We start from the raw sequence: 11,984 nt of genomic DNA, 5'->3' as shown, positions 1-11,984 counted from the left end.
GTCGTGTTGTGCCGGCTCATGTTGTCATGACATGTTATGATGAGTCAACGTTGTTATGATAAGTAGATGCCCGCATGGGCCATCCCATGAATCCGCCGAATCTCGTGACAACCAGCTCACTGCCCCGCTTCAAGCAGATCGAAGGCGCGCTGCGCCAGCGCATCGTCAACAACCAATGGACACCGGGCATCAAGCTGCCGTCCGAGGCCGAGCTGATGGCGGAGTTCGGCGTCAGCCGCATCACCGTGCGCCAGTCGCTGGCATCGCTGCTGGCGGAGGGGCTCATAGAAACAGTCCACGGCAAGGGCAGCTTTGTCAGCCGCCCCGCGGGGCAGGCCGACCTGGGGCCGCTGACCGGCTTCTATGACTACATGCGCGCCCGCGGCCACGAAGCGCACGGCAAGCTGCTGTCGACGCGGCTGGTTACCGCGCCGGCCATCGCCGCCGATGCGCTGCGGGTGCCGCCCGGCACCAGGCTGCTGAGCGTGACCACGCTCAAGTCCGTGGCCGGCACGCCGGTGGCAGTGGGCGTGACCATGGCGCCCGAGCCGCTGATGCGCGCGATCCTCGAGCACGACCTGGAAAACCACGATGCGCTGATGATCGTCGAGGCGCGCCTGGGCTATCGCCTCAAGTACCTGCACACGGAAAGCGCGGCGATTCCCGCCACTGCCGAAGCCGCGCGCCGGCTGAAGGTCGAGCCGGGCCAGCCGCTGCTGCGGATCCGCTTCACGCCTCACGACATCGACGACCGCCCCCTGGCGTTTTCGGAATTCCTGTTCCGAGGCGACAAGTTCACCTACAAGGCCTGCGTGCGGCGTTAGGGCCGCTGGCTGTGGCGGCAAGGGAACTTCTGCACGCGCGCCGCAGCCTGAACTGCATCGGCGTCGGCGCCAGCGTGGTCCGTCCGGCGCCGTCCCAGTCGCAGGAGTCCAGGATGCTTTCGCCGCTTTCTCCACGTTTGCTGTCCACCGCGCTGGCGGTGGCGTTGTCCGCGGCGGGCGCGCCGGCCGCACTGGCCGCGGCCCGGCAGGAAGCGTCCCGGCCGCCCGGCAAGGAGGGCGCGCCCGAGGCCGCGTGCAAGCATGCGGTCAAGGCAGCCCTGCCCAATCCCGGCAGCTTCAAGTGGGTAGGCGCCACCTCGCGCCAGATCGACAAGGACAACTACAGCGTGGTGGCCGATGTCGAATACAGGGCGCAGGACGGCGCCGTGCGCGAAGCCAAGGTCCAGTGCGACGTACGCCGCGCGCAGGGCAACCGCTTCACCGTGCCCAAGCTGCGGCTGCCGCAATAATCGTCCGCCGGTCCCGTCCGCGCGCATCGCTGCAATTTAATGTGGACGCTGTCCATTTCATTTGCTAGTCTATGTGTACAGCATCCACAAATGCTCGTGGCCATCGCGGTACTTGCGCCGAATCCAGGCCGTACCCCTTACTGGAGACCGAAAAATGCAAATCGAAGCACAAAAGGAACATCGCTGGCTGCAACGCCTGGTCGGCAACTGGATGGCGCAGGGCGAGGCCGCGATGGGGCCGGACCAGCCGGTGCAGACCTGGCAAATGCCGGAACGGGTCAGCGGTATCGGCGAGGTCTGGGTACAGTGTGTGTCACAAGGCGACATGCCCGGCTGCGGTCCCGCCACGACGGTCATGACGCTGGGCTACGATCCGGCGCGCAAGCACTTTGTCGGCACCTTTATCGGCTCGATGATGACCCACCTGTGGGTCTACGAGGGTGACCTCGACGAAGGCGGCCAGCAGCTGACGCTGCGTGCCGAAGGGCCGGATTGCTCGGGCAATGGCCGCATGGTGCAGTACCGCGACGTGATCACGTTCCGCGACAACGACCACCGCGAACTGACTTCCTACATGCAGGGAGAAAACGGCGAGTGGACGCAGATCGTGAAGGCCAGTTACCGCCGCCAGTCCTGAGCTTCACTGGCGTTCCCGGCCAGCCGCGACAGGCGCGAGGGGCGCGACGAGCGTGAGTTCGGGCCGGGCAGATCGTCGTGGCGGCCGCGGCGCCGCCGCGCCGCATTGCGCCGGCGCCGGCGCCGCAGCAACAGCAGCAGCGATGCGGGCACCAGCAGCACCAGTGCCAGCAGTGCGAAGGTGAGCAGCCCGGGGTCGTTCGCCGCCGCGGCGACCCTGTCCACCAGCAAGGCACTGACCACGATGCCTGGCAACATCCCCAGCGCCGTGCCGATCAGGCAATCGCGCAGGCTGATGCGCGAGGCGCCCACCAGCAGGTTGACCAGCGAGAAGGGTGCGATCGGCACCAGCCGCAGCACCACCATGGCGATGATGCCGTGCTTGCGCAGCTGGTGGCTGACGCGGTTCAGCCGCCTGCCGCCAAAGCGGCGCACGGCATTGCGCCCCAGCAGCCGGCCGGCCAGGTAGCCCGTGCCGGTGCTCAGCGCCGTGCCGCACAGGGCCAGCACGGCGCCGTAGAGCGGGCCGAACACCACCACCGTGACCAGGATCAGCAGCGTCACGGGCAGCAGCGTCACCGCCCCGGCCAGATAGACCCCCATCATGGCCAGCGGGGCCAGCGGCATCTCGTCCACCCGCTCGATGGCGCCCAGCAGGGCACGGAAATCCGCCCACTCGCGCAGCGGCGTATAGCGCCACGCGAAGAAAAGCCCCGCCACCAGCAGTGCCAGCATCACCATCACTCCCACGCGGCCCAGCACGCGCGGGCGCGCCTCGTGGCTGACGAACTCGGCCAGCACCTGGTCGCTGTCGATCGGCTCGATCGGGTCCAGCAGGTTGGCGGCTGGTAACGCGGCATCGACATAGTCGGGCAGCGGCGGCACATAGTCCTCCAGCGAGCGCCCGTCGCTGCGTTGCAGGCGCCGGATGGCGCCGAGCACGCTGCGCGTGGCGGCCACTTCGGCCTGGAACGCCGCGGGCGCCACCTCCAGGTGTTCGCCCAGCAGCCGCGCGCGCATGGCGGCTATGGCCGCCTGGATGCGCGGCTCGCCGCCGGAGACCACCACGATATTGCACTCGGTGTCGAGCCCCAGCGAACGGTTGCTGAGGTTGGAGGAGCCGATGGTGAGGAAGTCGTCGTCGATCACCGTCACCTTGCTGTGGACGTTGACGCAGTCGGGCAGCAGGTTGGGAATCGTCGGGCAGTACAGGCGGAAGCGATCGAACTTGTCGGCCGCGCGCAGTTGCCGGTAAAGGCGTGCGCGCAGCACACCCATGCTGTGTGCCTCGAGCCAGCCGCTTTCGTTGCGGCGCGACACCAGCACGATATCCGGGCCGTCCTTGTGTCCCAGCCGGGCGGCCAGCGCCTTGGCGATCTCGCCTGAGCTGAAGTACTGGTTCTCCATGTAGATGCTGTGCCGGGCTGAGGCGATGGCGTCGCGCAGCAGCAGGCGGATCTCGCTGACACCGGGCTCGTCCTCGCACATGGGCATGGTGCGGGCGATACCCACCCGCACGTCGGTCAGCTCGGGCGCCAAACTGGGCGGCCACGGATCGGACGCGGTTGCCGCCACCGGCCGCGGCTGGCTGCCGCTGGCGCGCAGCCAGCGCTGCGCGCACAGCTCGCCCAGTGCCGCCGCCGCGTTGCCATCGAGCGCGCACTGCACATCATGGAAGGGGGCGTAGGGCCGGCCCTCGGCCATGCGCAGCGGCGCGCCGGGCGCGTGCTGGTTGTCGTCCCAGCGGCGCAGCGTCAGGTCCAGCCCCCCGACAAAGGCCACCTTATTGTCGAGCACCACCACCTTCTGGTGATGCGATGCGCCCGGTGGGTGATTGCCGTCCAGCAGGAACGACAGGTGCCGGTGCGCCTGCCAGTGCGCGCGGGTCGAAGGCAGCCACTCGCGCTCCATCGCCATCACCATGGCGTAGTCCCAGCTCAGGATGTAGATGCGCAGGTTAGGGCGACGGTCGGCCAGCGCGCACAGAAAGTCGCGCAGCCCGGCCGGCAGCCCGTCCTGCGCGCCGGCGGGGACCAGTTCCATGCGGCTGTCGATGTCCCAGCCGAGGATGAAGATGGTGTGCTCGGCCAGCGGCAAGGCCTCGCGCAGCGCACGGAAATAGGCGTCGGCGTCGACCAGCATGGCAAAGCGCCGGCACGGTTCGACGCGCCAGCAGTTGCGCCCGGGCTTGAGCTCGAAGCCGGGCGGCGAGGTTGGATCATGCGGTGGTGGCGACGTCGCGGGCGCGGGGGGCGCCGCGGTGCCGGGCGAATCGTATTGCCTCATTGCGCGCGCTCAGGGAAGCGAAAGCCATAGCCCGAAGCGTCGCGCAAGTTCCGTACCCTGCGCAAGAGCCGGCCGGTGCGGTTGCCGGGCCTGGCTTGTGCGTGTGCGGCTTACCTGCCTTTGTAAGATCGGCACGCGGGCGAGCCGGGGTGCCGGGAGAGCGAGAGGCAGGTCAGGACGCGTGTCCGCGCCGCAGGCCGGCGGGGCGGGCGATGCCCCAGACATCGAGCAGTGGCTCAAAGTGCGGGGTGTTTTCGCGCGGCGCAGGCGTGACGCGCCGTGGAGGCGGCAAGGGCCGGCCGGTCAGCATGAGGAGCGTATCGGCCTCGGGCGGCAACTCCGGCTCGCCTTCATAGGCCACGACGCCCATCTGACGGGCGGATTTGAGCGCGCGGGTCAGTTCCGCGGCGCTCAGGCGGCTGGCTGCGGCAAGCCGGTGCCGGGGCATGGGCCCATTGGCACGCAGGCTGGACATCAACGCCGTCACGCATTCCCGGGTGGTTCGATTCATGTCGCTGCGTCAGAAAAATGGCGCGGCAGCGAACCCGCCGATCGGGTTCCTTGCCTGCGGATAACCATTCTTTAGCAGGGGTCATGGTCTTGCCAACCCGATATGACACTTGTTCACATTCGTCCCATGGCAGGCATTGCCTTCGCCACGGCGCATCAGTGCCGCGTTTTTGGGTCGCCGGTGGGAAACGCAGCGGGCGCGCCGTCATGTCGGGTCAGCATGGAGCCATGCTGGCGCCACTTGCGGGCGTGTCGAACCTCGATGTCTTCGGCAAGATCATGCAGCTCCGCCACCCTGGCGTCGAGCGGGTCGGGATAGATGTCCAGCGGACGGTATCGGAGAAGAAAGCGCATCACGGGTCTCGGTTGTCCTGGTCGTCGGCCGGCGGCCTAACTCCAGTATTGGCGGTGAACCCGTGGTTTTCAGCAGAAGATGCGCAGAAACTTTGATGCGACGCAATGCATCAGGCGCAATGAGTCGTTGCGGCCATCGTGTCAGCGGGCACGCAAGGCAAGGATGGCAAGGATGGCAAGGCAGCCGGCACCTCGATGGGCCGGCCAGCCGGGGTAGCGCTAGCGTCCGAGGCGGGTATCGCCGCGGGTTTCGCGGCAGTAGATCCTGCGTTCACGCACCAGTCCGTCACGACCATGGATGCACAGCGAGACGCCGTCTTCGCGGGCACGCATCCAGCCGGCGGCGATGGCGGCTTCCTGCGTCGGGAAGTGCAGTGCCGCGCCGTCGGGGCCGCTCTCCAGGCCCTCGATCGTTAGCGCCCATTCCCCCGCGCTGGCGTATTCGGTGTCGCCGGTCGTGGCGGGAAGCACGTGGATGCTGCGTGACGTCATGGTGTTCTCCGTGATGGCTGGCAGTGACTCTAGGTTTTAAGTGATCCCGCGCCGGCGGGCTATCGGGCGCTGTCCTACAAGCATATTCGGGACCAGCCCGCACCCGGCACGCCGCACCGTCCTCGTGCGGCGCGCCGTCCCGCCATGTCGCGCGTTCTGCTGACATCGCGGTAGGACGAATGCCGACTTTTCGTCCTGCCGCGGATTGCTACGATCCAATTGCCGGTTGGGCAACAGGCTGCCCGGTCAAGCCATTCCGAGCTCTTCCATCCAGGCGGCGCATGCCGCATCCACACGAAGCAAGGAGATCATCATGAGAAAGCTATACGCACTGTTTGCCCTCGCTGGCATGCTGCTGGTCACGGGTTGCAACACCATGGCAGGCGCAGGCAAGGACATCGAGCGCGGCGGCGAGAAGGTGCAGGGCGCGGCGGAAAACACCAAGCAGAAGATGTAAGCCGCTGGCGGCCACACGGTGGCCAGTCGGGACGGCCCGCGCCCCACGCGCGGGCCGTTTTTGTTCATGCGTGCGCCGCTTCGGTGCAGTTGCGGCGCCAGCTGGCCCGCGGCACTCCGAATGCGCGCTGTGCCCGACACCGCCGTTGCCGCGCGCAGTCGGCCACGGTGCGGACCGCCGCGCGGCGCAGCTAGGCGGGCTCGGCCTGCTTGCCGAAGATCACCAGCGCGATGCCGCCCAGCACCGCTGCCGCGCTCAGCGCCAGCCGCAAGCTCAGGGCTTCACCCAGCAACGCGATGCCGCCCACCGCGGCGATGACCGGCACGCTCAGTTGCACGGTGGCCGCGGTCGGCGCGCGCAGGCGCGGCACCGCGGTGTACCAGATCACATAGCCGAGTCCCGAGGTAAGGGCACCGGAAGCCACCGCATAGGCGAGCCCCGGGACATCCAGCGAGCGCTGTGCCTGGATCACGGCACCGAGGGCCAGCGCCATGGGCACGGCGCGCACGAAGTTGCCCGCGGTGGTCTCGACCGGATCCCCGGCACGCTTGCCACGCAGCGAATAGACGCCCCACGCAATGCCTGCCGCAACCATCAGCAACGACGAGGCCAGCGGCGGTGTCGCCAGGCCCGGCAGCATCAGCCAGACCAGGCCGGTCAGCGCCAGCGCCAGGCCGACCCACTGCTGCGGGCGCAGCGGCTCGCCGGTGTAGAGCCCGTAGCCGATCATGGTGGCCTGCACCGCGGCAAACAGCAGCAAGGCCCCGGTGCCGGCGCTCAGGCGCTCATACGCGAACGAGAACGCGGCGGCATAGCAGAACAGGGCCAGCGCCGACACCCAGTTGCCGCCCAGCACCATGGCGCCCGCGCCATTGCGCCCGGCCTGCCGCCGCGCCATCACGATCAGCCACAACACCGCCGCCGCCGCGGCGACGCGTGCCAGCGTGAAGGTGCCGGCGTCGATGGTGGTGCCTTTCAGCGCCAGCCGGCACAGCAGCGAATTGCCGGCGAACGCCAGCATCGCCAGCGCGGTCAGCAACGCGGTGTTTGCGTGCGGCATGCGGGCCTGGCGCTTAGCTGGCGGGCGGCGCGTCGCCGATAGCGTACGAGGACAAATGCTCGATCGCGCGGACCAGCCCGGAATGGTCCCACGCCGCACCGCCAAGCCCGCTGCAGACATTGAACAGCTGCTGGCACGACGCCGTATTGGGCAGGCCGACGCCAAGCTCGCGCGCGGTGGAGAGTGCCAGCTCCAGGTCCTTCTGGTGCAGCGCGATGCGAAAGCCAGGGTCGAAGGTGCGCCGGATCATCCGCTCGCCGTGCACTTCGAGGATGCGCGAACTGGCAAAGCCGCCCATCAGCGCCTCACGCACGCGGGCCGGATCGGCGCCAGCGCGGGCCGCCAGTACCAGGGCTTCGCTGACGGCCTCGATGGTCAGCGCCACGATCACCTGGTTGGCCACCTTCGCCACCTGGCCATCGCCGGCCGCGCCCACGCGCGTGATGTTCTTGCCCATCAGCTGCAGGATCGGCAGCACGCGGTCAAACACCTCCTGCTTGCCGCCGGCCATGATCGACAAGGTCCCGGCCTTGGCCCCGACCTCACCGCCGGACACCGGCGCGTCGACGTAGTCGGCGCCGATGGCCTCGATGCAACGGGCAAACTCGCGCGTGGCGATCGGCGAGATCGAGCTCATGTCGATCACCGTGACGCCGCCCGCGGTGTCGACAAGGCCGTCGGCAACGCCCTTTTCGCCGAACAGCACGCGTTCCACGTCGGGCGTGTCGGGCAGCATCAGGATGATGGTTTCCGACTGCTGCGCCACCTCTTGTGCGCTGGCGCAGGCCTTCACGCCGGCATCCTGCAGGTCTTGCGGCACGCCGCTGCGGCTGTGGGCGAACACGGTATGCCCGCCGTCGACCAGGTGCCGCACCATGGGCTTGCCCATCACGCCAAGCCCGATAAAGCCGATCTTGCTCATGTCAGTGTCCGGTGGGGTTCAGGCGCCGAGCCGGCGAGAGTGCGTCGTGCACCGCGCCGCGCGCATATCTGATGATAGTCAGTCGCACGCCAGCGCAGACAACGGACCGGGCGCCGGATGGGCGCCGGCGCGTGCCGTCGCCACGCGTACGGCGGCGTCGTCCAGTTGCGCCAGCGTACCGGCATCGATCGGGATCTGTTGGGCGCGGGCCGCGCGGCAGGCACGCTCGGGTTCGCCAGGCAGTTGGATGCCGTGCTGGCCGGGCTGCAGGCGCGCGCTTTTCATCCAGTCGGCGAAGGCCGCGACTTCATGCCCGAACGAGGTGCTGGTGCCGAGCCGCGCGGGGTCGAATACGATCGCCAGCATGTTGTTCCAGACCGCATGCTCATGCCGCAGCGTTTCCGGGCGGATGGTATGGCCGCCCGTGACCGCGGCGCCGAGCAGTTCGCACATCACCGCCAGCACATGGCCCTTGTGCTCGCCGAAGGGCCGCAAGGCGCCCTGCGGCGAGCCAGCGGGCGGGTACATCACGGCGGCATCGGTGGTGGGCTCGCCCTGCGCATCGAGCAGGCAGCCCGGCGCCACGGGCACGCCCTTGTTATGGGCCACGCGCACCTTGCCCAGCGCGATGGCGCTGGTGGCAAAGTCCAGCACCAGCGGCGGCTCGCCCGCCATCGGCACGCCGATGGTGAACGGATTGGTGCCATAGCGCGCGTCGTAGCCGCCGTGGGGCGCCACGATCGGCTTGGACAGCACGTTGACGAAGTGGATCGAGATCAGGCCCGCGGCCGTGGCCTGCTCGGCCCAGTGGCCGACGCGTCCCAGATGGTGCGACTGGCGCAGCCCCATCACGCAGGCGCCGTGCTCGCGGGCGCGGGCGATAGCCATCTGCATGGCTTGCGCCGTCACCGCCTGCCCCATGCCGCGGTTGCCGTCCAGGCTGAGCAGGCTGCCGGCGTCGTGCAGCACGCTGACCTGCCGGTTCAGTTGCAGCTCGTCGGCCTGCCATGCCAGTACATAGCGCGGGATCATGCCGACGCCGTGGGAGTCATGCCCGCTCAGGTTGGCGCCGACCAGGTGGTCGGCGGTCAGCTGCGCCTCTTGTGCGTTACTGCCGGCGGCAAGCCAGAGTTCGGTCACCCACTGGTGCAGGGCGTCCGTGGGAATGCGGTGTTCGCTCATATCGGCCTTGGAGGATGAAAACGCTGCGAAGCAAGAAGCCCCGTGCCGTGTGACGGCAACGGGGCTTTCATGATACGTGCGGTACGCGCTCGCTGGCGCAGGCGTGGCCGGTGATCGGCAAATCCCTATTGGTGCGTGGCTTCGTGCGCCGGGGCTTGTGCCAGGATTTCCCGGATGCGGGCCAGGTAGCTGTCGCCCACCGCGCGGTGCAGGCGCGCCGCCTCGGCGGCGAACTGGCGCCTGCTGGGTGGGCGGATGCCCAGGCTGCGGCAAAGGGTGGACAGATAGGGCTTGCGCGGGCCAGCCAGGCGTTGCGCCGCGGCCTGCAGCGCGGCGTCGCCGATGCGCCCGCGCAGCCATGCCAGGACCTGGCGGTCATAGTCGTTTTGCACGCGGATCAGGTGTTCCATGCCGTGACTCCACTGTTCATCCATACAGGTACTGTAAATATATACAGTATCGGCGTGGAGGCAAGAAAAATCCGGCCCTGGCGGGGCAAAACGCTGCGCTGCGGTCACGCGGGCGTCGATTTCAGAAGGATCTCTCTTCAGAAGGTCTGTCCGTAGCACCTATAGCGCCGTCACCGGACACCAGTGGCAGCACCGCATCGCGCTTTTCCAGCAAGTGGCGTTTCAGTACTGCGGCCAGCCGCTTGCCGTCGCGGGCTTCCAGCGCCTGGATCATCTGTTCGTGATCCTTGACGGCTTCGTCCCATTTGCCGCTTTGCTGGTTGGAGCGAAAACGCAGGGCCTGCAGGCGGCGGTTGATCGACTGGTACGTCTGGCGCAGCGCTCCATTGCGCGCGGCCTCGTTGATCCGGTCGTGGATCTCCTGGTTGCGGCTGTAGTAGCCCGGCAGGTCGTTGCGGGCGCGGCAGGCCAGCATGCCGTAGTGCAAGGCCTTGATCTGCGCCAGTTCGGCCGCCGTGATGCGCTCGCAGGCCAGTTCGCCGGAAAACGCCTCCAGGCCGCTCATCAGCTCGAAGCTCTCCCTGACTTCGGCCTCGCTCATGCGGGAGATGCTGGCGCCGCGGTTGGGCAACAGATCGATCAGGCCCTCGGCCGCCAGCACCTTTAGCGCTTCGCGCAACGGCGTGCGCGAAATGCCGAGGGTTTCGCACAACTCGCGTTCATTGAGCTTGGTACCCGGAGCGAATACCCCTTCGACGATGAACTGCCGGAGGTGCTCGACCACGGTGTCATGCAGGCGCGGGCGTGCCAGCCGGGGCAGGGAGGGCGGGGGACCTGGCTGCCCTTGGACGCCGTTGTTCTGTGAGTTTTGCATTCAATGTCCTCTATGCATTTGGCGCAGATTCTACTGCATGCCGCTACCTGCCTCAAAAACGCGGGTTAACCACAACAAAATCGCGCAAATTCCGCCTTGGTTCACCCCAACCGGTCTGCTATATTCGATTGCATTCAAAATCCATAATCCAACAAGGAGGCGTGATCCCATGGTTCACCTCGATTTCCATCCCTCAGGCCGCCATTTCCTGCAGATCCCTGGCCCGAGCTCCGTGCCCGACCGCATCCTGCGCGCGATGAGCTACCCGACCATCGACCACCGTGGGCCGGAGTTCGGCGCGCTGGGCCGCAAGGTGCTGGCCGGCATCAAGGAAATCTTCAAGACGCAGCACCCGGTGATCATCTATCCCGCCTCTGGTACCGGCGCCTGGGAAGCGGCGCTGACCAATACGCTCAGCCCGGGCGACCAGGTACTGATGTTCGAGACCGGCCACTTCGCCACGCTGTGGAAGAAGATGGCCGAGGCGCTGGGCCTGCGGCCGGAATTCCTGGGCCTGCCCGGCATCGAGGGCTGGCGCCGCGGGGTGCAGCCGGACATGATCGAAGCGCGCCTGCGCCAGGACACTGGCCACGCGATCCGGGCGGTCTGCGTGGTGCACAACGAGACCTCGACCGGCGTGACTTCCGATATCGCGGCGGTGCGGCGGGCCATCGACGCGGCCGGGCATCCGGCGCTGCTGCTGGTGGACACCATCTCGGGGCTCGGTTCGGCCGACTATCGCCATGACGAGTGGGGCGTGGACGTGACCGTGTCTGGCTCGCAAAAGGGCCTGATGCTGCCGCCGGGCATCAGCTTCAACGCGCTCTCGCCCAGGGCGATCGCCGCCAGCCAGCACGCCAGGCTGCCGCGCGCATTCTGGGGCTGGGCCGAGATCATCGAGGCCAACAAGAACGGCTACTGGCCGTACACGCCGAACACCAACCTGCTGTACGGCCTGTCCGAAGCGCTCGACATGATCCTGGGCGAGGGCCTGGACCAGGTCTTTGCCCGCCACCAGCGCCTGGCGCAAGCGACGCGCTGCGCCGTGCGCGTCTGGGGCCTGGAAATCCAGTGCGCGGATCCCGCGGTGTACAGCCCGGTGCTGACCGGCGTGATGATGCCCGACGGCGTCGACGCGGATGCGGTGCGCAAGCTGATCTATGAGCGCTTCGACATGTCGCTGGGACAGGCGCTGGGCAAGATGCGCGGCCGCATGTTCCGCATCGGCCATCTTGGCGACTGCAATGACCTGACCCTGATGGCCACGCTGGCCGGTTGCGAGATGGGGCTGAAGCTGGCGGGCGTGCCGCTTGCCGGCAGCGGCGTGGCCGCAGCGATGGCGTCGCTGGCCGCGCACGCTGACACGCCGGCGCTCAAGGCCGCTGCCTGAGCGGCGTCGATTGAGCGGCGCCGATCCGGGCAGCAGGCGGCGCGGTCCGCTGCCGCCAGCCATCCGCGCCGGAGCGTTACCCGCGCATGCGTCCGCCGGGGTGGTGGCCGCATGCAT

The 11,984-nt window shown here is 68.0% G+C and carries 14 protein-coding genes; 5 read left to right on the top strand and 9 right to left on the bottom strand.

The window, feature by feature from the left end; genetic code table 11:
* The first annotated feature begins 86 nt into the window (after nucleotides 1-86).
* The 3 genes from ACOCMH_RS10910 to ACOCMH_RS10900 all read left to right on the top strand — a co-directional run bounded on the left by ACOCMH_RS10910 (nucleotide 87) and on the right by ACOCMH_RS10900 (nucleotide 1,931).
* On the top strand, nucleotides 87-824 hold the full coding sequence (locus ACOCMH_RS10910; RefSeq protein WP_427306988.1) for a GntR family transcriptional regulator: 738 nt from the start codon (nucleotides 87-89) through the stop codon (nucleotides 822-824).
* Between the two features lie 113 nt (nucleotides 825-937).
* Nucleotides 938-1,294: a DUF2880 domain-containing protein gene (locus tag ACOCMH_RS10905; RefSeq protein WP_427306987.1), complete on the top strand. Its 357-nt coding sequence runs from the start codon at nucleotides 938-940 to the stop codon at nucleotides 1,292-1,294.
* Between the two features lie 154 nt (nucleotides 1,295-1,448).
* Nucleotides 1,449-1,931, top strand: a complete 483-nt coding sequence (locus ACOCMH_RS10900) for a DUF1579 domain-containing protein (RefSeq protein WP_427306986.1) — start codon at nucleotides 1,449-1,451, stop codon at nucleotides 1,929-1,931.
* On the opposite strand, the gene ACOCMH_RS10895 is transcribed toward ACOCMH_RS10900, so the two are convergent.
* The 4 genes from ACOCMH_RS10895 to ACOCMH_RS10880 all read right to left on the bottom strand — a co-directional run bounded on the left by ACOCMH_RS10895 (nucleotide 1,913) and on the right by ACOCMH_RS10880 (nucleotide 5,572).
* Nucleotides 1,913-4,216: a VTT domain-containing protein gene (locus ACOCMH_RS10895; RefSeq protein WP_427306985.1), complete on the bottom strand. Its 2,304-nt coding sequence runs from the start codon at nucleotides 4,214-4,216 to the stop codon at nucleotides 1,913-1,915. The genes ACOCMH_RS10900 and ACOCMH_RS10895 overlap by 19 nt on opposite strands.
* 172 nt (nucleotides 4,217-4,388) lie before the next feature.
* Complete coding sequence (locus ACOCMH_RS10890; protein ID WP_427306984.1) at nucleotides 4,389-4,727, bottom strand: hypothetical protein; 339 nt, start codon at nucleotides 4,725-4,727, stop codon at nucleotides 4,389-4,391.
* Between the two features lie 155 nt (nucleotides 4,728-4,882).
* Nucleotides 4,883-5,080, bottom strand: a complete 198-nt coding sequence (locus ACOCMH_RS10885) for a hypothetical protein (RefSeq protein ID WP_427306983.1) — start codon at nucleotides 5,078-5,080, stop codon at nucleotides 4,883-4,885.
* Between the two features lie 219 nt (nucleotides 5,081-5,299).
* The gene (locus tag ACOCMH_RS10880) at nucleotides 5,300-5,572 is read right to left on the bottom strand and encodes a DUF2188 domain-containing protein (RefSeq protein ID WP_427306982.1); all 273 of its coding nucleotides are present in this window, start codon (nucleotides 5,570-5,572) and stop codon (nucleotides 5,300-5,302) included.
* A 313-nt stretch (nucleotides 5,573-5,885) separates the two neighbouring features.
* Here ACOCMH_RS10880 and ACOCMH_RS10875 point away from each other — a divergent pair, with 313 nt between their 5' ends.
* Nucleotides 5,886-6,029 carry an entericidin A/B family lipoprotein gene (locus ACOCMH_RS10875; RefSeq protein WP_042881786.1) on the top strand — a complete coding sequence of 48 codons (144 nt, stop codon included), beginning with the start codon at nucleotides 5,886-5,888 and terminating at the stop codon, nucleotides 6,027-6,029.
* A 190-nt stretch (nucleotides 6,030-6,219) separates the two neighbouring features.
* Here ACOCMH_RS10875 and ACOCMH_RS10870 read toward each other — a convergent pair whose 3' ends face one another.
* The 5 genes from ACOCMH_RS10870 to ACOCMH_RS10850 form a co-directional block, all read right to left on the bottom strand.
* Nucleotides 6,220-7,089: a DMT family transporter gene (locus ACOCMH_RS10870; RefSeq protein ID WP_427306981.1), complete on the bottom strand. Its 870-nt coding sequence runs from the start codon at nucleotides 7,087-7,089 to the stop codon at nucleotides 6,220-6,222.
* Nucleotides 7,090-7,102: 13 nt separating this feature from the next.
* Nucleotides 7,103-8,011: a 2-hydroxy-3-oxopropionate reductase gene (locus ACOCMH_RS10865; protein WP_427306980.1), complete on the bottom strand. Its 909-nt coding sequence runs from the start codon at nucleotides 8,009-8,011 to the stop codon at nucleotides 7,103-7,105.
* 78 nt (nucleotides 8,012-8,089) lie between these two features.
* Nucleotides 8,090-9,193, bottom strand: a complete 1,104-nt coding sequence (locus tag ACOCMH_RS10860; protein ID WP_427306979.1) for a malate/lactate/ureidoglycolate dehydrogenase — start codon at nucleotides 9,191-9,193, stop codon at nucleotides 8,090-8,092.
* 125 nt (nucleotides 9,194-9,318) lie between these two features.
* Entirely contained in the window at nucleotides 9,319-9,603 is a 285-nt protein-coding gene (locus tag ACOCMH_RS10855) for a hypothetical protein (RefSeq protein ID WP_427306978.1), read from the bottom strand.
* A gap of 121 nt (nucleotides 9,604-9,724) precedes the next feature.
* Nucleotides 9,725-10,477 carry a GntR family transcriptional regulator gene (locus tag ACOCMH_RS10850; RefSeq protein WP_427306977.1) on the bottom strand — a complete coding sequence of 251 codons (753 nt, stop codon included), beginning with the start codon at nucleotides 10,475-10,477 and terminating at the stop codon, nucleotides 9,725-9,727.
* Between the two features lie 169 nt (nucleotides 10,478-10,646).
* Between ACOCMH_RS10850 and ACOCMH_RS10845 the strand changes: the two genes are divergently transcribed.
* Nucleotides 10,647-11,867, top strand: a complete 1,221-nt coding sequence (locus tag ACOCMH_RS10845; protein WP_427306976.1) for a pyridoxal-phosphate-dependent aminotransferase family protein — start codon at nucleotides 10,647-10,649, stop codon at nucleotides 11,865-11,867.
* The last annotated feature ends 117 nt before the right edge of the window (nucleotides 11,868-11,984 follow it).

Origin of the sequence: Cupriavidus sp. H39 (assembly GCF_050271075.1) — a bacterium.
Lineage (GTDB): Bacteria > Pseudomonadota > Gammaproteobacteria > Burkholderiales > Burkholderiaceae > Cupriavidus > Cupriavidus necator_B.
The sequence above is the reverse complement of the archived record's forward strand: the minus strand, read 5'-3'. Positions and strand labels throughout refer to the sequence as shown.